Raw genomic sequence first — 21,242 nt, 5'->3', positions numbered from 1 at the left:
CGCAAATTGTTGGTAAGATAAGGAGATAGCTGACCTACATGAGGTTATAAAAAAACAATCCTCCGGTGGCAAGACCGGAAGATTGTAGGCACTACAAATATTTATTGGGCTTATTATATCACAATTGTTCATTCTTTGAAACATCAAGGATTTAGGGGAGTAGGTGGTGTTGTGAAAGGGTGGATTAGGCTTCACAGGAAGGTGAGGGATAATCCCGTTTTCAACGACCTGCAGTTATTCAGATTATGGACGATCTGTCTAACCGAAGCTGCTCATAAATCATATGAACAGCCCGTTGGACGGCAGGTCGTTTCGCTTGAACCAGGACAGTTTGTCACTGGCAGGTTTGATCTTCATGATCTCTATAACCGAGGTTTAAAAAGATCAGATAAGGTTGCGGCAGAGTTCACGGTATGGCGCTGGCTTCAATCGTTAGAAAAGCAGGGGTTAGTGAGCATCAAATCGAGCAATAAATTTTCCATTGTTACCGTGGTAAATTGGGCTTTTTATCAAGGTGACGAGCAGATAAATGAGCAGCAGAATGAGCAGGAACTGAGCATCAAGTTAGCAACAAATGAGCAGGAACTGAGCATCAAGTTAGCAACAAATGAGCAGGAACTGAGCACAAACAAGAATGTAAAGAATTTAGAGAATGAAAAGAATGACAAGAAGAATAAAAGCACATCTCGGAATAAGAAGCCCACTTATCCCGAGGACAGCCCTTATTTCAAAATGGCGGTTTATCTTAAGGGAAAGATTGATTCTATGACTGCTAGTGAGGGATTAGCTAGCTTAACAGACAAGGCGAACTTGCAATCATGGGCTGACGATTTCCGGAAACTTGTTGAACTGGACAAGCAGGTGGATAAGAAGTTGATTCAGGAAGTCATGGACTGGTTCACATCAGATAACTTCTGGAAGCGGAATGTGCTAAGTGGTGAGAAGTTCAGAAAACACTTTGCCAAGATGGTCCTTGATATGCGAAATAAATCGGCTGGATCGAAGCGGACAGGCAACGTAAATGGCGGAAAGCCGAAGCCTGAGATTGTTCCTAGAAGCGACACAGACGATAAAGTTCCTACCGACGAAGAGTTCGCTGAAATGATCGAACTGGCTGAAAGAATGCAAGGGAAGAAGCGAGGTGATTCCCGTGTTTAATCAGTGGCTGAACAAACACCAGGCAAAAGCATCCGGTAAACCATGCTTCATACCTCGACAAATCCAAATTGATGGTAATTGGATCTGGGATGGTAAATGGGCAGGAGCTCCACCTCCAGTATGCGATATCTTGCTGACATACACTCGCTGCCAGCAATTGGAGTGTCCAGTTGGACCGAAGGAACGACCCGCTGCCTATGTGTACAAGCAATCAGAGCCTAGCAAGTTTCGATATGTCCCATTTTGGGCGAGATTCGCTGAGCAGATCAACTTGGATATGGCTGATGAAGTGGAAGCACGTATTATAAGCCGCCGTCGTGGTGATGGCGTTAGAAATATTATGGGAGGATGATCGTGATGAATGAAGCGGTTGAGAAGCTTCAGGCAGAGATCGGAAGCAGTAAGAATAACCCTTATGTGAAGGTGATCGGAGAATTTCTTATTTCACATATTCAGTCCAATCCAGACGAAGCCGGTAAGATCATGGTTGCAGATAAGACGATAGCGAAAAGTTTGGATGCGATGAAAGTAGAGGCTCGGAAAAAGGCCGTGAATGGTATGGCAATGTTAACCGATGCCGAGGGCTTTGCAGTTGTATTGAAATATTTTGATATTGGTGGCCAGCCAGCTGCAGCAGCTCAAGCTTTTACAGAAGCACCGAAACAACTGGCACAGCTTGAATCAGCAACAGGCTTCAATGTTAATCTGGATGATCTGCTAGGAGGGCTGTGATATGTCAGGTGGTTCTAAATTCAAGGATTTTAGAAGACATTTTCCGGAGACGATTAGTAAGAACATCATGAAATATGCAACGAATAAGGTTATGGAATGGAGTAGATATACATTTGTTCGTCGTGTAGGTAAGGTTCAGTATGCATACTGCACTCATTGCCGCAAAGAGCATACATCAGTTGGGTTGAAACATAATGAAATTTATCAATGTCCTTCATGCGAGTCTTTAACTGAAGTTAAGCAGAGCGGTCGGGGTAGAGGGAAAATGTACGATGAAGCCTACCTCCTCTATTACGAAAAATCAAAAGTAAATCCACAAGCAATCATTGCAAGAGGAATATATTTGGTGAGGGACTATACCGGAGATTATCACGATGTAGATACTAAGGGATATGTTACAGCCATGTACTTATTTGAACCAGGAAACAGCCAAATGTATCAAAGGTACTACTGGGGATTTAAAGATGGGAGAGAAGGACACTTCTTTGAACGGAATTCTATTTGCAGTGAGGCAGTCAGCAGCATGCAGAATAAACGCTGCTATTTTGCTAAACATAGCATTTCAAAGGCAGTAAAAGGGACTCCGTTTCAGTATAGTACGTGGGAACAATATGGCGGCGAATATGGTTGTTCGGATTATCTAAAATTCTTTGAACTTGCCTCCAAGTATCGGTGCATAGAGTTTTTAACAAAAATAGGTTTAAGTATGGTTGTTATCGAGAAGCTAACTGGTAAAAAAACATATGGAGCTATTAACTGGAGGGGATCGACTCCAGAGAAAGTTCTTCGATTATCGAAGCAGGAGATTAAACAAATCAGGTTAAGTAACTTGAAAATAGACTGTGAAACAATCAGTTATTATCAAAAAAATAAGCATTATTCAATAACGATTGATGAGGCTCATATTTTGAGCAGTATTGAGAATAGTTATAGCAAGCAAATTATAGATAAGTTGATCAAAGAAACATCACTAAATATGGACATCATATTTCAATATGTTATTAAGCAACTCAGAAAAGAAGAGGTTTCTAGGCATTATTCAGATGGTCAATCTTTGCTTATAGCGTGGAGGGACTATCTGGACGAATGTAAGGAACTTGGCATGGACACTAAGATAGAACATATTCTTGCTCCCAATAATATATATAGAGCTCATCAGAAGACGACTGAGAAAGTGAGAATGAAGAGAGATAAAGCCATGAATATCAAAATTGCTAATAGATTAGACGAGCTCAATGAATATTATTTTGAAAGCGATGGATTTATCTTGCGTCCAGCAGAGTCCGCTACGGAATTATTTAAGGAAGGAGAGGCGTTGAAGCATTGTGTTGGTGGTTATACAAGGAGATATGCATCAGGGGAGACAGATATTTTCGTTATTAGAAAAGCATCTTCGCCAGACGTTCCTTTCTACACTATGGAAATTAAGAATGGGGAAATCATTCAGACGAGAGGTCTTAGAAATTGCAAAATGACCCGTGAAGTTCAAAGATTTGTTGATGATTTCAAAAATATTAAATTGTCTCGAAAGAAAAATAGAGTGAAAGTAGGGATTGCGGTATGAATCAATTATCAACGAGAACAGCGGATATCATTGCCGCTGAGATAAATAGCATTAAGGATCAGACGAAGCAAATTATGATCTATAGCTCGATTGAAATAGGCCGTAGGCTAGTTGAGGCCAAGTCAATGTTGAAACATGGTGAGTGGGGAGCTTGGCTTAAAGAGTCGGTGGATTATAGCCAGTCTACTGCCAATAACTTGATGAAGGTCTTCCAAGAATATGGTTCAGAGCAGTTATCGTTATTTGGAGATAATTCGAAATCCCAAGCGTTTGGGAATTTATCGTATTCTCAAGCTATTGCCTTACTTGGCGTCCCCATGGAAGAAAGAGAGGCGTTTGTTCAGGAAAACAACGTTGAAAGCATGTCTACTCGGGAATTACAAAAGGCCGTTAAAGAAAAGCAGGAGCTAGAGAAAAAACTGCAGGCTTCAGAAGAACAGGCCGAGCGTGAACGATTGGAACGTGAGCGAATCCAAAAGAGTTTAGAAGAAATGGAGCTTCAAAACAAAATGAATTATGAGCTTGCTGAGCGGTATAAGGCTGATATTGATGCGGCGGCCGCAGCGGGTGACGACGATAGGGCAACTGAACTGCAGGCCGAGTTGGATAAGCATCGACTGAATCTGAATGAAGCTGAGAAAAGGGTTAAACAGCTAGAAAATGAACTCAAGGCTAAGCCAATTGAGATTCCGGCTACGGAAATCATTGAAAAAATTCCGGAGGAAGTCGAGAAGGAGCTTACTATGCTTCGTGAGCAGGTGAAGCGGAATGATAATAAAGCTACTGCAAAATTCGCAGCATACTTTGAGGCGGTAGTAAGAGATTATGACAATCTCCTAAGTACACTCTATGAGATTCAATCCTCGGTACCTGATGAGCATATCAAATATCGAACAGCCGTTGCGGGTCTCCTAGAACGAATGGCTGAGAAAATCAAATGAATGCCCGAGCATTGCAACTTATTGAAGGGGCGCTTGCCCCTTTGATAAGAAAGGGTTGTCGGATTGAACGTATAAAGATGTTTGTTTCCGAGGATGCTCCATTAGCAGCAAATCAATCTGTACGAACGAGATTCGGAGAATTAAAGATAAGTATAAATGAGTACGCCAGTCGAGGAACCGCTTATCTGCTTGAGGAAAAATACAAAGGATTTGCTTGGGTAGTTAAAAAGGGTAATTAGTCTGGGAAACTAGAGAGGGAGGAAGAAACAAATGTTTAGAGTTAGACGAACATTTAATCATGAACTTATTTATTCGGTGTTTGCTGTTCAACAGTTGGAAAATGGTTTAACACTATTTTTGATTTGGAATGACATGTATAAAAAATGGTCTTGGTTCCCTGCAACTGAATTTGAGCCTATTGAGGAGTGATGCTTAATGGCCAGAATGAGTACCCAGGAAGAAGTTAAGCAAAGTATCCTAGATCTAAGGAAAATCTATTCAGAGCTATCGGATGAACGATTCGCAGCACGATATAGTAAAAAGTACAGAGTACCTGTATCCGCTGTAATGGGAGTGTTAGAGCAGTCAGGCGGTGTTAGCCATGGAGCAGATCGAACTGTTTGAAAGCGTCACTGATGATGAACGTTCAGCGGTTAAGTTAATATTAAAGCATTACCCAAAAATGAAGGCAGTCGTCAATGCTTTGACTATGAAGAATGAATTGACTTATAAACAAATGGAGAAACTTAACAAGTTCAAACCGATCGTATCGGAAATCGAGACAGCGTTCACCTTAATTATAGATCCAGAAGTGAAGACGATCTTTGAGCATCGTTATATGAAGGGACAGAAGTACCTGAGTACAATTGATCTCTTCTGGGACAAGCAACGATCTGAAAGGACTATTGATCGAAGAATTGCTACTGGTGTTAATACGATAGCTGAGCACTTGAAGCTATGTGGAATCATCTGAAAAGTTGGCGGTAATATGGCGGCGGATTGGCGTAAATATGGCAGTGTTTGAATTGTACAGTAGGCACATAGAGAGGAACTGCTCTCCGGTGTGCCTACTGCCCGTTATCGCGGTAGGACTCGATCACGCTAAACAGTTGCTTTCATGGACTGCAGCATTTAATTGCGGTAGTGTGATGCGGGGTCGCGGGTAAGATCACCGCAATTATAATATGGCCTTTAGGTATAGATAGGTTCGAATCCTATCAAGGCCCAATCAAAATGGTTTCATAACCTTTTTATTCTATATAGCCGCTCCTTCTGGAGCGGTATTTTGTTTTTAGTGAGGTGGTGATATGAATACAGTTCAGCCGATACGTGATTCGGAAGTCTTGCAGGATATTAAGGATTACCTCAAGGACAGCAATGCTCGCAACTATATCATGTTTCTAATAGGTATTAACACTGGCCTGAGAATCAGTGATATCCTTCGGCTGCGTATACGTGATGTAACGGGATCTCATATTTCAATCCGAGAGAAGAAGACCGGGAAACAGAAACGCATTCTAATCAATTCGGAACTGAAGAGAGAGTTGCAACCTTATATTGAAGGCAAGCCGCTGAATGAATATCTAATCAAAAGTAGGGAAGGTATTAATAGACCTATTACTAGAGAGATGGCTTACAAGATTATTCGTAGCATAGGAGACGAGTTCGGCCTGTCCGAGCTAGGCTGTCATACTCTACGCAAAACCTTCGGATACATCTTTTACAACGATACCACGGATAAGGATATTGGAATGCTTATGGACTTCTTCAATCACGCTTCACCGAAGATCACACTTCGGTATATTGGGATGGAACAGGACACAATGGATATGGCTCTAAAACGTCATCGCGCGTAGTCAGTTACTCATATTAAGGATAGGTGAAACTCGTTTCTAGCGCCCAGCAAGCGGCCTTATAGATCAAGGCTTATTGCCATGTGTGCGAGTTTAACACAATGTAAGATATGTGTAATTCATTTGCACAAATATTACCAATGAAAAGAGGTGAAAATCGTGGCTCAAGCACCGTTAAAACCATGTTCTCGGTCAGGGTGCAGCGGCCTAACCAGGAAGCGTTATTGCCCTGCTCATGAAGAGGATATTCGTAAGTATGACAGGATGAGAGGTTCTGCAGCTGCAAGAGGATACGATGGAAAATGGCGCAAGGAAAGAGCTAAGTTTTTGAAGGAGAATCCGTTATGTAAGCATTGTTATGATGAGGGCGAACTCCTGGAGGCTACTGTGGTTGACCACATTGTGCCGCATAAAGGAGACAAGAAACTCTTTTGGAATAAGAAGAACTGGCAGCCCTTATGCAAGAGGCATCATGACAGTAAGACTGTCAGAGAGGATGGAGGTTTCGGAAGGAGTCTCGAGTCCAAATGAGCCCCTGCCACGACCATTCGAGGGGGTAGGGGGGTGTAAATCTTTGGAAAAGGTTAGGGCCTAGACCGGGTGGGCCTCGGATGTGAAAAAAAGTCCCCGGTGAAAGTTTCATAGGGAAGGAGGAGGCGGGTATGGCCGAAGTCATTAAATTTGACCATATGCGCGTGGGGAAGAAGGGGGGCGGGAAGCACTGGACTGAAAAGGAAGTTAAGGATCGGGAAGCAGCTGCTCAAAAATTTGAACGCAAGGAAAAGAAGAAATTGAAGGTTCCGGCGTGGTTGAATGATTCCGCTCGGAAGGTTTGGAGGAAGACGGTCAAGGACATGGAAGAGTTTGACGTACTCGATAAAGTGGATGAGGACGTTTTAGGAACTTATTGTGATGCCGTGGCCAAATATCAGGAAGCGAATGATCTTATTGATAAACATGGGTATACAGAAGTCAACATGCAGGGGAATCGTGTAGTAAGTGCACATGTTAAACTCGCGCAAAGTTACGCGCGGATTATTTTATCATACTCTAATAAGCTCGGGCTTAATGCGGAGGCTCGGGCACGATTAGCCAAAAAGATGGCTGGTGGAGAGGAAGATCCGAATGCCGGACTCTTCGAATAAAATCGATTGGGGAGACGTGCATCCTACTAATCGTTATGCCGCTGAAATCGTTATGGGCTTACGGCCTAGCTGCGAAATGGAACGCCTTGCTTGCCAAAGACACCTTGATGATTTACAGCGCCAGGCGACAGAAGATTTTCCTTATGTATTTGATGAGTCGAGGGCAGATCGTATCTTTGAGTGGTTTGAACGGTGTTGCCGTCACGTGCGGGGGCCGTTCTCAGGCCAGTTGATTGAACTGCTTCCGTTTCAAAAGTTTGATCTCGGTGCCGTTTTCGGCTGGGTTCATATGGAGACGGGAAAACGAAGGTTTATCCGTGCTTTCCACATGCGTGCTCGTGGAAATGTAAAAAGTACAGAAATGTCCGGTATAGCCCTCTATGGAATGCTGGGAGATTGCATTTATCCGCCAGGCAATCCAGACCTTAAACGGTACGAAGATAGCCCAGAGGTAGAATGTGCAGCAGTTGACCGCACCCAGGCCAAACGGGTATGGTCGGATGCCAAAAAGATGGGCGAGAACAGCCCGGATATATCCAAGCGACTTGTAATTAAAAAAACGTACATTGAGCACAGAACGCGCGGCGGGTTCCTTCGACCATTGTCTAAAGACACGAAAAACAAAGATTCCGGCGCGCCTTGTATAGTCATCATAGATGAATATCATGCTCATCCGACCTCTGAGATTGTAGACGTAAGTTTCTCTGGGTTTGGTAAACGGCTTCAATCCCTAATGCAAATTATTAGCACAGCGGGAAAGGATGCGGAGAACAACCCTTGTAAGCGGGAGTATGACGACCTATGTAAAATGATGCGGGGCGAAATCAAAATGCAGGAGACATCTTTTGTCATGATCAGGGAAATTGACAAAGATGATGATCCTCACGATGAATCGATCTGGATCAAAGCGAACCCCGTACTCCAAGAAGATAACGAGTACTCCAGAACGCTGCTAGCACAAATTCGGGCGGAGCATGATGATGCTTTTGATAAAAATAACCCTTCAAAAATCAGAGAGTTTCTAACCAAGCGGGTGAACCGTTGGCAGAGTGATTCTGAAAATAAATACATGTCTGGGATCATGGACAAGTGGAAGGAATTGGCAATTCCGCGAAATGACTTCCTAGAATTGGTGAAGGGCCAAAAGAATTGGACGGGGCTTGACTTAAGTAAGACGACTGACCTCACTGCTGACGGCTTTGTTTTCCGCTTGGATGATGGGAGGTTTGCCGTTACTGCCCACGGTTTTATACCAGCAGAATCAGCAATGAGGCATGAGCATACAGACCGCGTGCCCTACAAACAATGGGCTAAGGAAGGATGGTGTACGTTAACCGAGGGGGCTGTCACGGATTACAGGTATATCCGCTCGCATTTGCATGAGATGGAGGATTTTGAGAAATGGATCCTGCAGGAGATTTGCTACGATGGATGGAACGCCACCCATTTCGCGCAAGAGTTGGAGAATGAGGGTCGTATCATGATTGAGATTCCTCAATACATGAAAAACCTATCAGCCCCAACAAAGTTCTTTAGAGAGCTTGTATTACAGGGCCAGCTTGTTCACGATGGAAGTCCATTACTTGACTGGTGTCTATCTAATGCGGTAGAAATTACGGACAGCAGCGGAAATATTAAGCTATCGAAAAAGCACAAGGACGATAGCCAGAGGATTGACCTTATCGCGGCGCTCATTAACGCGATGGCTAGGGCCATGCTCAACGAGGACAAAAGTTCTGTGTACGAAACAAGGGATGTACGGGCAATTTGATATAGGGAGGTGAACATGCTGAAAATACCATTCTTTACCCGCAGGGCAGAACGTAGAAATTCAGAGGATAGCAGTAATCTGAGCAACCCCAAGCGATGGTTGTACAACACACTGGGAATCCCATTTGGGCGCGGAATACGAGTAACGCCATCCTCTGCCATGAGATCAACGGCGGTATTAGCATCTGTCAGGATATTAAGCGAAACGATAGCTTCACTGCCCTTGCCCGTATATAGGAAGGAACAAGATGGAGGAAGAACAAGTATCGATCACCCCATTTCCGACTTACTGCAGGGGAATCCAAATCCTAAAATGACTGCTTTTACATTTAGGGAAACCATGATGGCTCATATCTTACTTTGGGGAAATTGTTATGCTGAGATTGAATATAACGACCAAGGTATAATTACAGCTCTGTGGCCTATCCCTCCGCATCGAGTTGAAATGTGGGACACTGCAGCAGGTGACACGTTTTACAGGGTATCAACGAAGGATGGAATCCAAAAGAATATTCCAGACTACGCTATGTTTCATATTCCTGGCCTGGGATTTGATGGACGAAAGGGAATGTCGGTTATTGAGTGGGCGCGGCAAGCAGTAGAGCTTGGGCTGGCCACTGAGCAATTCGGAGCCGAGTTCTTTGCCAATGGAACGAATGTGGGCGCAGTAGCAACACACCCAAGCACGATGTCTGATGGTGCTTTCCAGAGGCTGCAAAAGTCGTTGCAAGAAAAGTATGAAGGATTAGGAAAGGCTCATAGGCTCTTGTTACTTGAAGAGGGAATGACGTTTTCGAAAAACACGATACCACCAAATGACGCGCAGTTTTTAGAGACTCGGAAATTCCAGATCTCTGAGATTGCGCGTATTTTTCGCATTCCACCTCACATGCTTGCAGACCTGGAACGAGCCACATTTTCAAATATCGAACAGCAGAGCACTGACTTTTTAATTCACTCGGTGAGGCCGTGGTTAGTACGTTGGGAGCAAACCATAAGATGGAAGCTCTTTATGGAGGAAGAAAGAAAGAGGTATTACGCGGAATTTAAATTCGAAGGACTTTTACGGGGGGATTCCGCAGCCAGGGCTTCATTTTATAAGGAAATGATGGCCATGGGTGCCTATTCTATCAATATGGTTTTGGAAAAAGAGAATGAAAACCAAATCCCGGGCGGAGATCAGCGTTTTATCCCACTAAACATGATACCGCTAAGTCTGGCAGAAGAGTATTTCAAGATGGTTATAGCTAATAAAACATCATTGAAGGGAGGTGATAACCAAAATGAAGGAAACCAAGGAACAAAGGGAAATGATGTTGCCGGGAAATAAGGTGGAGATCCGTAAAGCAGAGGGGGAGCCCACGAAAATTGTGGGGTATGCTGTGAGATGGGATCAGTTATCACATCCAATATTCGGTTTGTTTCAGGAACAATTTAAGCGAGGGGCGTTTGCAGCTAGCCTCGTGAACCCGGATGTTTATGCTGCCTGGCAGCATGATTCTAGAGAGGTTCTAGGCCGAACGCCCAATACGCTACAGTTGTTCGAGGATGATATTGGCCTAAGATATGAAATTACACCGCCAAGCTGGGCGGAGAAGCATTTAGAGACGATTGAGCGCGGAGACGTGCGAGGGTCGTCTTTTATTTTTCGGGCGATTAAAGAGGAATGGGATGAATCCAATCCAGACATGGCAATAAGGACTGTGATTGAAGCGGATATATTCGAGGTCAGTCCGGTCACAACTCCGGCCTATCCACAATCTAGCGTGGGGATACGCTCGGCCCAAGATGTGTTTAATGAACGCAGGGCACTACCGAATATGGATAACCGGGGTGATTCTCATGCCGAGGAACGGCTTGACTTAATCATGATCGAGCATGATATGAGGCTGCGGAAGTTAAGTATTTAACAAATAAGGGAGCTGAAGCAATTTGAAAAACTTAATCGAGCTTAGGAAAAAGTTGGCGGCAAAGCAAGATGAAATGAGAGCATTAATCGTAACGGCCCAGGAAGAGAAGCGCGGCTTCACGGATGAAGAGGAAACAAAGTATACGGAATTGGAAGAGCGAGCTGAGGAACTGAAAAAGGAAATCAAGCTGGAAGAGCGAGCTCAACAGCTTGCTATGGGTGGTGCCGCTACAAAACGGACAATCGACGATCCATTACATGAGTCTGAATTCAGAGACTTGGGGGATATCATTACAACATACAGAACTAAACCGAATGACCCACGGCTAGAAGAGTACCGAGAGATGGCAATGAAGACATCTGCTTCCGGTGGTATTTTTGTTCCTCCTCAATTTTCTGCGCAACTCTTCGAAGTGTCTCCTGACGAAGCTATTGTTCGTCCGAGGGCTATTGTAATTCCTGCTGATGAAACGGCGCCGGATGCAGATATCACGTTTCCAGCTCTTGATCAAGGATCAGGCTCTAATATGTACGGCGGGGTAGAGGTAAACTGGATTGGTGAAGGAGATGAAAAACCGGAGACGGATGCAAAATTTAAAGACCTCAAACTTACACCGCATGAGGTAGCCGGTCATATTGTAGTGACGGACAAGCTCCTTCGTAACTCCAAAGCAGTAAATGCTATCGTGACCAAGCTTTTCCGAGGGGCAATCTCAGCTGCTGAGGATGATGCGTTCCTTTACGGTGATGGAATTGCCAGACCAACGGGGGCTATAAGCTCTGGTGCAACAATTGCAGTTAATCGAGGCACTGCCAATGCGATTAAATACCAGGACATCGTTAGCATGCTTGCTAAAGCGAAACTAGGAGGTAGTTTGGTTTGGTCTGCATCACAGTCTATTTTACCTCAGTTGTTAACGATGCGGGACGAGGCGGGGAATCTCATATTCCAACCCAATGCTAATAACGCTATGAGTGGAATCCTGATGGGCTATCCAATTCGCTTCTCTGAAAATTCTCCAATCCTCGGATCCGAGGGGGATTTAGTGCTTTCAGATTTTGGATACTATCTAATCAAGGATGGCGCCGGAATTTATATTCAAGCCTCGGAGCATCCGTTGTTTAAACAGAACAAAACAATCATTAAAGCGTTTTGGAATGTGGACGGAAAACCATGGTTATCTCAGCCATTAACTTTGAAAAATGGATATGAAATTTCACCTTTTGTAAAACTAGATATTCCTAAACCATAACAATGGGATCCGAAGAGATCCCTCTTTTTAAATTCCCAAACGTTTGGGATTATTCCAAGCTAGAAAGGATGGTCAGCATGGCTGATAAAAATTACATCGTTATCAATGATTTCATATGCAAAGAAAGCGGCGATGTAGTAAGTAAAGGGTCAGTTTACAAAGCGGATAAGGAGCGCGAGATAGAACTTCGTGCTGCTGGGGTTATTGGCAAGGAAGCGACCAAGGAGGATATGGCTGCGTCTAAGGAAGCAAGTCAAGCAGACCCTGAGAAAGAATCGGGCGGTGATCCAAATGTTAGCAACCCTCCAGACAGCAAAAACGTGGTACAAAATACCGAAGGATGATACTTCCAATGACGCGGACATTACCATTTCTCTGTTAGTAGCTTCCGAGGCGATTGAGGAGCGTTGCAAGCGGAAGTTTAAACGTCAAACATGGAGGGAAACACTGGACGGCAGCGGGACGAGTTTTCTGCGGCTTAGTCAATATCCTGTAGAATCAGTGGATGTACTGACCGTAGACAACACCATAATCGATGACTTTTCGATTGAGTCTGAAAATGGGATTCTGTTCAAGCGCTCTGGCTGGCCTTGTGGCGATCGTATAATAAAAGCCGAATATTTGGCGGGGTACATCCTTCCAAGCGACGAGGCAGGCGCTGAGGAAGCCACGCTGCCAAAAACACTGGAACTCGCCTGTGTTATTTTGGCAAAGTCCTTCAGAGAGAAGAAGGTGGGGGTCGATTCAGAGAGAATCGGCCCTTATTCTGTGACCTATTCGAAAGAAGACGGGGGCAGCGTTACTTTGCCGCGTGAGGTTGAGGCTCTGATCGCTCCGCATGTAAGGAGGTAAGACATGCTCAGTTTTGATGATAAGGTACAAATAACCCGGCAGGATGGCTCTCGAGATCCCTGGTCAACACCGGAAGAAGGAAAGTCCAATGCATACGACTGCCGGATTGAGTATGGCAGCAGGCTTATACGCAATCAGTTCGGACAGGAAGTCATCAGTAATGAACATATCTATTTTCCTGGTTATGTGAATGTGGGCTATGCTGACGAACTATCTTGGATTGACTTGTCTGTAAAAGAAAGAACATCCAAACCGGCCTCCATCGAAGTGATCAAGGATTTGGACAATATCCCACGCATGACGGTGGTGGATCTATAATGCTGGAATTTAATCCATCGCAGCTCATGAAGATATTAGACCTCACAAGCGATAGAGTGGTTGCTGCAGCTCAGCGCGGAGTTGAGAAGGCGCTAGAAGAACTAGCGCAGGACTCTGAAAAACTGGCCCCAAAAGACAAGGGAAACCTTGTCCGATCCAAGCAAGTTAAGGTGGAAGTGAAGAACGGGTTACGAGTTACGGGGCAGATATCCTATTCCGCGATTCGTAAAAGTAAGTCAGGTTGGGAGTTTGATTATGCTATCTATTTGCATGAGTTATCTGACTTCGATCCAACCACGCCTGGAACTGGTCCTAAGTTCCTTGAACGTCCGCTTAAGGCACGCTATCGCCGCTATCAGAAGATCATTGCCGATGAGATCAAGGGGGAGTTTGGACGTGTTTAAGCCGAAGCAATTTGCAGATTTTCTTTTGCAGTCTATTCCATACAAATACTATGCCAATGATTTCCCTCCAGACTCTCCAGACGAGGCGGCATGGGTCAGATTAACGGGAGGGTATGCTCCAAGTGAATGGAGCCCACGGAAGCTCCCCAGCGTTCAAATCGTTGTAAGAGGCCATCAGAGCAAAGCGGTCCAGACAGAGGAGATTGCAGATCAAATCTATAAATTCCTCCATCAGAAAAGGGAATTTCATGTAGCATCACATTTGGTTCGTTTTTGTAAAGCTGATCAGTCTTCCCCGATCTATGCGGGGCGGGACGATAATGGTCGGGTTATATATTCTCTTAATTTTACATTGGTGGTGATGGAATGAAGGTAAAGATTATCAAGGATAACTTGATTCTTAATGTCGGAACTGCTGAAAAGCCGGATCATAAAAAGAAAGGTGACGCTTTGGATGTCACCGATAATGTCGGCAAACAGTTGATTGATCAAGGATATGTTCAAGCTGTAGATGCGAAGGAGGACAAGAAGAATGTCAATTAATACAGAAAATATCAAGCTGGGTCCGTGTAAGGTAGAATTTGGGGAAGGTCAGGATAAGATCGTGTTAGAAAGCACGCAAGGCGGCGTGGTGTTGACCTATGAAGAAACGTCAAGGATAGTGAATATCGACCAATACGGCACTACGCCAGCCAAGGAGATCATCACAGGTAGAACAGCAACTATCGCAGTTCCATTTGCCGAAAAGGATTTGGATATTCTCACAGAACTACTACCTGGTTCGTCTCTTGTTATTAATGCAACAGATCCAACCAAAAAACGTGTTGATGTTAGTGCCGTTAAGGTCATAGATCTTCTGAAAATTGCAAAGAAGGTCGTATTAATTCCTCTTGCCGAAGATACTACGCCTAATGATCATGTAACTCTATATAAAGCAGCTCCAAGAACTACTTTGAACTATACCTACAGCTATGATAACGAGCTCATCACGAATACTACATTCAATGGTTATCCAGGCGCCGATGGTAACCTGATCGCTTTCGGTGATCCAGACGCGTAAATTCCCAAGCGCTTGGGAAAATATCAAATGCTTAAAGGGTGAGGCTGCGGCTTCGCCCTTTAGTTATTGAAGGGAAGGTTTTATCATGTTTGGAATTGGTCGCAAAGAAAACGATGATGCAGTTTTTTTTGGAGATGCTATCGTTCCTATTCCTAAGCTAACTATTGAGAAATGGGAGCTTTTATTTGAAAATCTTGAAACTATGCCTCAAATTATTTTGAATATACTTTCAGCGCGAGGCGATGATAACTTTACTGCGAAGTTGGTGGTTGGTGTCGGTATTGCACTTGGTGAGGCGGTTCGTCTTGTCTCCGTAATTACAGGACTGGAGGAAGAATTTATTCGCGAGAATGCTGATCATAACAGTTTATATGATTTTTTCGCGAAGACCATCAAGAAGAACGATCTGAATAGCGCTCTAAAAAAGTTCCGGGCCGCCCTCAGCCAAATAACCTCAAAAGCGGCGGCGGGCAGAAATCAACCATACAGCAATGGTTAAACGAGGCTTCTTTGGTGCTGGGTGTGCCGACGATTACATTTCGGCGAGAGTATTACATGGTGGATCTACCAGAACTACTGCATAAAAAGACACAGCAAATCGCAGAAGAGCGGCTTGCTAATCTTAATATCGCATTGGCCCCTAATATGAAAGAAGAGTCGTTTAAATCTTTGGTGGACAATTTGTCATGGTCATTGAAAGCCGATGATCATCAGAATGAATCTTTGGATAGAGCAGCATTAGGAGCCTTGCGACAGCGGATAGAAGGGAGGTAGACATGGCAGGAGAAATGAATGTCGGCGGGATAAAGGCGACCTTACAATTGGACTCAGACGGATTTAAGAAGGGCATGGAGGAAGCCAAGCAGGACATGCGTAAGGTGACCGATGAGTCTAAGAAGTTCAACCAGGACTTTAGGGGCGTATCAAAATCATTGCGCGACGTTGGGCTTGATGCTAAAGAGATTCGTAAAGTGAAATCCGAGCTTCTTGCCGCTAATCCGCAGGTGCTAGAAAAGCAACTCGCAAGTTTGGAATCTAAAATGTACGCTCTTGGAGCGAGTAGCGATCAAGTGAAGCGGATTAAAGAACAGTTTGCTAGTGCAGCGGCCCCAGTCGATAAGCTGGAGAAGAACATAGAGAATGCAGCCAAAGCTGGACAGGATGCAGCGTCATCTCTTTCTCGTTTAAACACTACTTTGTCTGAAACTGGTATGTCCAGCAAGGAAATCTCTAAGATCAATGATGCTTTGCGGAAAGCAAACCCCGAGATTCTACAGAAGCAATTAAGAGAAGTTCGCGAAGAAATGAAAAGGCTTGGAGCCTCTGATATTGAGATTCGCAAGGTAACGAATGAGATCGAGCAGAGTGCAACAAAAGTGAATAGATTTCAAAGCGAAATCAAGTCACTTGCAGTTGCCTATGGATCGTATGCTGCGGCTGTCATCGCAGCCCTTACAAAAGCGATTTCATTATCTGGTGACTTCGAGCAAGCCATGGCAAAGGTCAAAGCCATATCCGGGGCTACAGGCGAAGAATTTGCTAAGCTTCGACAGCAATCCATAGATCTAGGGGCAGCAACTATATTTACTTCTGCCCAGGCTGCAGATGCACAGAGCTTCTTAGCTATGGCAGGGTTTAAGACCAAACAAATACTTGAAGCTTTGCCTGGTGTTTTATCTTTAGCGGCTGCTGGACAGATGGAAATTGCCCGTACAGCTGATATAGCTTCCAACATCTTAACGGGTTTCGGGATGTCTGCTGATCAGACCGGACGAATGGTTGACGTACTCGCTATGACCATGACGAATGCAAATACTAATATTGAGCAGTTAGGAGATGCGATGAAGTATGCGGCTCCTGTAGCCGCATCACTCGGTATTAGTATTGAAGATACAGCGGCAGCTATCGCTAAGATGTCCGATGCGGGTATTCAGGGTGAAATGGCGGGTACACAGTTAAGAAGAATTATGCTCCGCTTGGTACGCCCTGTAGGAGAAGCAAAAGACGTTATGGAAGCGTTAGGTATTAAGACAGCTGATGCAATGGGCAATGTCCTACCATTTACTCAGCTTATTGGTCAGTTTGAGCAGAAGTTCAAATCTCTGACTCAAGAGCAGCAGAACCAGGTGGCTGGATTGGTTGCTGGGCAAGAAGCTGTTGCCGGATTCCTAACACTTATCAGAAATGGCCAAGCCGGTCTAGAGTCGTTTTCAGCGTCCCTTTCGGACTCTGCTGGTGCCGCTGATCGGTTAGCATTTGAGCAGATGGATACGCTGAATGGAAGTATCGAAGAAATGAAGTCTGCTTTTGAAGCTGCGGGGATATCAGTCGGTGACATGTTTAATCCCACAGTTAGAGCTCTGATTGATTATATTACCAAGCTCGTTTTAGGATTCACTGAACTGAATCCAGAAGTTAAGGCGGCCATTGTTGCGTTCCCTGTTGCTACAGCCGGGCTTCTAGGTATAGCAGCAGCCATTGGCGCAGTAACTATTGCCCTTAATGCCCTTAACGTATCGTTTCCGATTTTAGGGCTGATCTCTTTAGCTATCGGGACCGTAGTGGCTGGAATTGCCGCTTTGATAGCCCATAACAATGCGGCAGCAGAATCCACACGTAAACATGATGAGGCGCAGAAGTCACTGAATGAAACTTTGAAGCAAGCTCCGTATAGTCGTACTGCTGAAGAACTTCAGAACCTCCAAGATAAAGAGAGCCAGTTAAATAAGGTTTTAGAAGAACGAGCCAAGTTAATGGCGCGACTTAATGAAATAGATGCTGCTGGCCAGCGCGGTGAGGGAACACCTCAAATGTTGTCCGAGGCCATGGACATCAATGATGAGCTTAAGAAAATGGATAAGCAGCTGCGGGAGATGGGCTATGACGGTATCGAAGAAGCAACGGAGAAGCAGAAAGAGCTAAAGAAGGCTATTAGCGACTCTGTACCCGCACTTCGTGAAATGCAGCGCGAGGAATTAGCGGAAGTCTCTGCAAAGATCCAGCACATCGATACGATGAATGACCTCAAGCGTCAATATGAAGAGCTAACATCAAAGGAAAACCTAAGTGCGGATCAGAAGCGTACCTTGGCTGATGTAGTCAAACGATTGGTACAAGAGTATCCTTCTCTTTCCGCTGCGCTGGATGATCAAAACCAATGGCATATTAGAAATATAGACTCGTTGGACGATTTGATTGATACCGAACGAAAATCTGTAAGCTCAACGGTTGAAGCAGCTAAGAAGAGGCTTAATGCATGGAAGATTGAAACTGAGGCGAAGATTAGACTGGCCAATCAGCAAATGGAGGCTTTAGCTAAGATATCCGGAGCCATGGATAAGAAACCTACGGGCATGTTCGTAGAGCAGTCGCCTATTGATGATTTTTTCAACCTCTCACATCCTGGCTTTAAGAGAACCTTTGATGAGAAGGCAAAAGCGAAGCAAGATGAGATAAATGATTATAAGCTGGAGCTCAACAAGATTAATCAGGATATACAGAGTATCACGGAGGGAGCCTTCAAGGATTTTGAAAATAGCGCCTATGGTGACGGAATTGATCTTACAAGTTCCAAAACGAAGAAAAAGAAAGCAAAGAAAGCAAAGAAGGAGAAATCCGCTGCTGAAATCGCTAAGGAAATGCGAGAGAAGGCTTATAACTCGGACATTGCCGGGGTTAGGTATATGGCGGAGATGTATGATTGGTCTGCGGATCAGCAGATTGCCGCCTATGAGAAAGTGCGAGTAAAGCATAGGCAGCATCTGAAGGAATCTATCGAGGACGAACGCGAGATGAATTTACTGCTCAAGCGACTTCATGAGGATAGCGCGAAATCCAAATATGATATCTCTGTTTCCTGGGTTACGGCTGAGGAAAAAAGGATGGAGAAGTCCTCTAAGTCAGAAATTGAAATCGCTGAAATGAAGGTAGCGGCTTGGACCCGTGTACGTGATCGATATTCAAAGGATTCGGAATTTTACAAAGATGCTGATGATAAGTTATTTCAAGCCCGCAAGGAGTTAATCTCAGCAACAGAACGTGCCATGAAGGACTTGTATTCCTCCACTTCTGATTATTTAAAACAAATGGAGCGGAGGTTAGAAGAGTCAGGGGCCAGCGAAACAGAGATTGCTCAGATGAAGTTAGAGTTATGGACCCGTATTCGAGATTCTTATACTAAGGACTCTGAATATTACAAGCAAGCTGATGATCAGGTATATCAAGCTAAGAAGGATCTGCTGCAGAAGCAGCAGAAGGATGCTGAAGCTGCTCGTAAGGTCGAAAAGCAACGAATCGACCAAGCCAAGAAAGATGAACTCGCAGCCATTGCAGAGCGCCGGAAGGCGTATACGGATGCGATCGATGAACGCATAGCAGATATTGATCGATTAATTAAGGCTGAAGATCGATTGAATGCCGAACAGGATTATGAATCATTACTCGCTGAGAAGAAGGCAAGACAAGCTCTCTTAGCCGATGCGGTCAGCCCCGAGGGACGGAAGGAATATGCTGACATTACCGCAGAGATTGAACGCATGGAGCTGGAACATTCCCGAGATATCCGGAAGCAAAACCTTGAGGATCAGAAGCAAGCGTTGCAGGATGAAAAGTCCGAGAAAGAGCGCGCCTTCGATAAGGAAAAGTCGGATGCAGAAGCACATTACGATGAAATGACGCAGACCCTTGAGAATTACCAGGATGATGTAAAGTTGATGGAGGCGGGGTTGCAGGATTATCGGGTGGATGCTAATCAGACGGCCAATACTCAAATCCTTGCTGATCTCGACAACTTTATTTCAGCCTATAATAGTAAGCTGTCATCGCTCACAGGCATGCCAAGCGCTTCGCAGCAAGCAAGCGATCTGCAGGAGTACAATGCGAACAAGGACGCCTGGGAAGCTGCTAAGAAGTCGGGCAACAAGGCCGAGATGGATAGGCTGTCTCAACGAAATGAAGATATCCGCAAGCAATACGGAATTGAAAAGGATACGGGCAAGCTACCTAGTTTTGATGTTGGCGGTCGTGTTCCCGGCCCCATGGGCGCGCCTCTACAAGCGATTGTTCATGGAGGCGAGGCGATCTTTAACCCAATGCAGCTCGATAACTTGTTCAGGCTGCTTGATGTTCCACGAGCATTGCCAGTGTACGATCGGTCCGATAAAGTTCAGCCGGTTATTTATAATAGTTTTGATATGTCGGTAGGCGCGGTTGAAGTAACCGATGGGGCCGATGCAGAACTTTTATACGGATCAAGAGAGCGAACCGCACGAAGATTGGCCACAACAGGAGGGACAAAGTAAATGGATCTCGATGTATCGGTGAATGGTCAATGGGCTTCTACGATTGGGGCAATATTGGTTGAAAGGAATATTCCTGGATTACCGGAAGTAAGTGAAAACATCATAGAAGTTGCTGGCCGAGATGGAGCTCTGGACTTCGGCAGCAGTTATTCGCCCCGGCCAATTGGTCTGGGCTTTTTTATTGCCGGTGATGATTATGACAAGACAGTTGGGCTGATCATGCGAATGTTCAATATCCGCCGTGGCCAGCTTGATATTGTCTTTAGTGATCGACCAGGCAAGCACTATTTAGCTCAGTATCGTGGAACGATGGGTTTTGATGAGTCTGCAGGGAATCGGATCGTCGAGATACCCTTGAAAATGTACGATCCATTCCCCAGGTTAGAAGAAAAGATTTCAGAGTTGACGATAACCAAATCACCACAAGTAATTACGGTAGATTCTATCGGTGATGAGCGAACCAGCGCTGTCATTGTGCTTACAAATATCGGATCTTCTTCACTGACAAAATTTACGATTAAGAACGAATATAAAGTCGAATAGGAGGATGAATCATGGCAGTCATTACGGAAGATACAGTTTTGTTATCTAAGTCGAACTATTGGAAAAAGGCTTGCTTAAATGCAGCTCTTAGAGGTCAAGTATTTACACCACCATCCAGAATCTATCTTGCTCTATATACTAGTAACCCTACAGATGCAGACACGGGGCAAGAGATCACAGGAGGAGGATACAGACGTGTTGAAGTATCATTCTCTGATCCACTTATGTCTTCTCGCAGAGCAGTTACGAGCAATAAAGTAGATGTTGCCTTCCCTGTCGCTACAGCGGATCAAGGGGTTGCTGCCTACCTGGGGATACGAGATTCTGAAAACGGAGGGAATTTGCTCTACCACGGTGCGCTTAAGAAGCCGAGAGAGATTCTTGAGAATGACTTACTTCGTTTTCTTATCGGTCAGCTTGTTGTAGATGAGGGGTGATCG

At 44.6% G+C, this 21,242-nt stretch carries 28 protein-coding genes; all 28 read left to right on the top strand.

The features are described from left to right. The first annotated feature begins 171 nt into the window (after window positions 1-171). Entirely contained in the window at window positions 172-1,158 is a 987-nt protein-coding gene (locus EI981_RS25300) for a hypothetical protein (RefSeq protein ID WP_127002954.1), read from the top strand. Next, a complete protein-coding gene (locus EI981_RS25295; protein ID WP_127002952.1) occupies window positions 1,151-1,510 on the top strand; it encodes a hypothetical protein in 360 nt (119 codons plus the stop codon). The genes EI981_RS25300 and EI981_RS25295 overlap by 8 nt, the downstream gene beginning before the upstream one ends. A 5-nt stretch (window positions 1,511-1,515) precedes the next feature. Beyond that, on the top strand, window positions 1,516-1,890 hold the full coding sequence (locus EI981_RS25290; protein ID WP_127002950.1) for a hypothetical protein: 375 nt from the start codon (window positions 1,516-1,518) through the stop codon (window positions 1,888-1,890). Between the two features lies 1 nt (window position 1,891). Further along, the gene (locus tag EI981_RS25285; protein WP_127002948.1) at window positions 1,892-3,454 is read left to right on the top strand and encodes a PcfJ domain-containing protein; all 1,563 of its coding nucleotides are present in this window, start codon (window positions 1,892-1,894) and stop codon (window positions 3,452-3,454) included. Further along, complete coding sequence (locus EI981_RS25280; RefSeq protein WP_127002946.1) at window positions 3,451-4,395, top strand: DUF3102 domain-containing protein; 945 nt, start codon at window positions 3,451-3,453, stop codon at window positions 4,393-4,395. Before EI981_RS25285 ends, EI981_RS25280 begins: the two co-directional genes overlap by 4 nt. After that, window positions 4,392-4,634 carry a hypothetical protein gene (locus tag EI981_RS25275; protein ID WP_127002944.1) on the top strand — a complete coding sequence of 81 codons (243 nt, stop codon included), beginning with the start codon at window positions 4,392-4,394 and terminating at the stop codon, window positions 4,632-4,634. Before EI981_RS25280 ends, EI981_RS25275 begins: the two co-directional genes overlap by 4 nt. A gap of 31 nt (window positions 4,635-4,665) precedes the next feature. Beyond that, a complete protein-coding gene (locus EI981_RS29130) occupies window positions 4,666-4,824 on the top strand; it encodes a hypothetical protein (protein ID WP_162616268.1) in 159 nt (52 codons plus the stop codon). Window positions 4,825-4,830: 6 nt separating this feature from the next. Next, complete coding sequence (locus EI981_RS25270; protein WP_127002942.1) at window positions 4,831-5,019, top strand: hypothetical protein; 189 nt, start codon at window positions 4,831-4,833, stop codon at window positions 5,017-5,019. After that, a complete protein-coding gene (locus EI981_RS25265; protein ID WP_127002940.1) occupies window positions 4,997-5,368 on the top strand; it encodes a hypothetical protein in 372 nt (123 codons plus the stop codon). Before EI981_RS25270 ends, EI981_RS25265 begins: the two co-directional genes overlap by 23 nt. A gap of 334 nt (window positions 5,369-5,702) precedes the next feature. Then, a complete protein-coding gene (locus EI981_RS25260) occupies window positions 5,703-6,251 on the top strand; it encodes a site-specific integrase (RefSeq protein WP_127002938.1) in 549 nt (182 codons plus the stop codon). 261 nt (window positions 6,252-6,512) lie between these two features. After that, a complete protein-coding gene (locus EI981_RS25255) occupies window positions 6,513-6,779 on the top strand; it encodes an HNH endonuclease signature motif containing protein (protein WP_193556406.1) in 267 nt (88 codons plus the stop codon). A 131-nt stretch (window positions 6,780-6,910) separates the two neighbouring features. Beyond that, on the top strand, window positions 6,911-7,393 hold the full coding sequence (locus EI981_RS25250) for a phage terminase small subunit P27 family (protein WP_127002934.1): 483 nt from the start codon (window positions 6,911-6,913) through the stop codon (window positions 7,391-7,393). After that, the gene (locus EI981_RS25245; protein ID WP_127002932.1) at window positions 7,374-9,164 is read left to right on the top strand and encodes a terminase large subunit; all 1,791 of its coding nucleotides are present in this window, start codon (window positions 7,374-7,376) and stop codon (window positions 9,162-9,164) included. The genes EI981_RS25250 and EI981_RS25245 overlap by 20 nt, the downstream gene beginning before the upstream one ends. Window positions 9,165-9,323: 159 nt before the next feature. After that, window positions 9,324-10,493, top strand: a complete 1,170-nt coding sequence (locus EI981_RS25240) for a phage portal protein (protein ID WP_237172636.1) — start codon at window positions 9,324-9,326, stop codon at window positions 10,491-10,493. Further along, window positions 10,447-11,073: an HK97 family phage prohead protease gene (locus tag EI981_RS25235; RefSeq protein WP_127002928.1), complete on the top strand. Its 627-nt coding sequence runs from the start codon at window positions 10,447-10,449 to the stop codon at window positions 11,071-11,073. Before EI981_RS25240 ends, EI981_RS25235 begins: the two co-directional genes overlap by 47 nt. Window positions 11,074-11,095: 22 nt before the next feature. Next, the gene (locus tag EI981_RS25230) at window positions 11,096-12,325 is read left to right on the top strand and encodes a phage major capsid protein (protein ID WP_127002926.1); all 1,230 of its coding nucleotides are present in this window, start codon (window positions 11,096-11,098) and stop codon (window positions 12,323-12,325) included. A gap of 77 nt (window positions 12,326-12,402) precedes the next feature. Further along, complete coding sequence (locus EI981_RS25225) at window positions 12,403-12,669, top strand: hypothetical protein (RefSeq protein ID WP_127002924.1); 267 nt, start codon at window positions 12,403-12,405, stop codon at window positions 12,667-12,669. Next, window positions 12,617-13,177: a head-tail connector protein gene (locus EI981_RS25220; RefSeq protein ID WP_127002922.1), complete on the top strand. Its 561-nt coding sequence runs from the start codon at window positions 12,617-12,619 to the stop codon at window positions 13,175-13,177. Before EI981_RS25225 ends, EI981_RS25220 begins: the two co-directional genes overlap by 53 nt. A 3-nt stretch (window positions 13,178-13,180) precedes the next feature. Then, a complete protein-coding gene (locus EI981_RS25215; RefSeq protein WP_127002920.1) occupies window positions 13,181-13,495 on the top strand; it encodes a hypothetical protein in 315 nt (104 codons plus the stop codon). Further along, window positions 13,495-13,899 (top strand): HK97 gp10 family phage protein, encoded by a 405-nt coding sequence (locus EI981_RS25210; protein ID WP_127002918.1) that lies wholly within the window; start codon window positions 13,495-13,497, stop codon window positions 13,897-13,899. Before EI981_RS25215 ends, EI981_RS25210 begins: the two co-directional genes overlap by 1 nt. Beyond that, the gene (locus tag EI981_RS25205; protein WP_127002916.1) at window positions 13,892-14,269 is read left to right on the top strand and encodes a minor capsid protein; all 378 of its coding nucleotides are present in this window, start codon (window positions 13,892-13,894) and stop codon (window positions 14,267-14,269) included. Before EI981_RS25210 ends, EI981_RS25205 begins: the two co-directional genes overlap by 8 nt. Beyond that, window positions 14,266-14,442 (top strand): hypothetical protein, encoded by a 177-nt coding sequence (locus EI981_RS29125; protein WP_162616267.1) that lies wholly within the window; start codon window positions 14,266-14,268, stop codon window positions 14,440-14,442. The genes EI981_RS25205 and EI981_RS29125 overlap by 4 nt, the downstream gene beginning before the upstream one ends. Beyond that, window positions 14,432-14,959, top strand: coding sequence for a hypothetical protein (locus EI981_RS25200; RefSeq protein ID WP_127002914.1), 528 nt, complete (start codon window positions 14,432-14,434; stop codon window positions 14,957-14,959). The genes EI981_RS29125 and EI981_RS25200 overlap by 11 nt, the downstream gene beginning before the upstream one ends. 85 nt (window positions 14,960-15,044) lie before the next feature. Continuing rightward, complete coding sequence (locus EI981_RS25195; RefSeq protein ID WP_127002912.1) at window positions 15,045-15,458, top strand: hypothetical protein; 414 nt, start codon at window positions 15,045-15,047, stop codon at window positions 15,456-15,458. Window positions 15,459-15,472: 14 nt separating this feature from the next. Continuing rightward, window positions 15,473-15,733, top strand: a complete 261-nt coding sequence (locus EI981_RS25190) for a hypothetical protein (protein ID WP_127002910.1) — start codon at window positions 15,473-15,475, stop codon at window positions 15,731-15,733. Window positions 15,734-15,735: 2 nt separating this feature from the next. After that, on the top strand, window positions 15,736-20,259 hold the full coding sequence (locus EI981_RS25185) for a phage tail tape measure protein (protein ID WP_127002908.1): 4,524 nt from the start codon (window positions 15,736-15,738) through the stop codon (window positions 20,257-20,259). Further along, entirely contained in the window at window positions 20,260-20,802 is a 543-nt protein-coding gene (locus EI981_RS25180) for a phage tail domain-containing protein (RefSeq protein ID WP_127002906.1), read from the top strand. Window positions 20,803-20,813: 11 nt separating this feature from the next. Continuing rightward, window positions 20,814-21,239: a phage tail fiber protein gene (locus EI981_RS25175; RefSeq protein WP_127002904.1), complete on the top strand. Its 426-nt coding sequence runs from the start codon at window positions 20,814-20,816 to the stop codon at window positions 21,237-21,239. Window positions 21,240-21,242: the final 3 nt, after the last annotated feature.

The sequence above is a fragment of the Paenibacillus lutimineralis genome (genome assembly GCF_003991425.1).
Lineage (GTDB): Bacteria > Bacillota > Bacilli > Paenibacillales > Paenibacillaceae > Fontibacillus > Fontibacillus lutimineralis.
The sequence above is the reverse complement of the archived record's forward strand: the minus strand, read 5'-3'. Positions and strand labels throughout refer to the sequence as shown.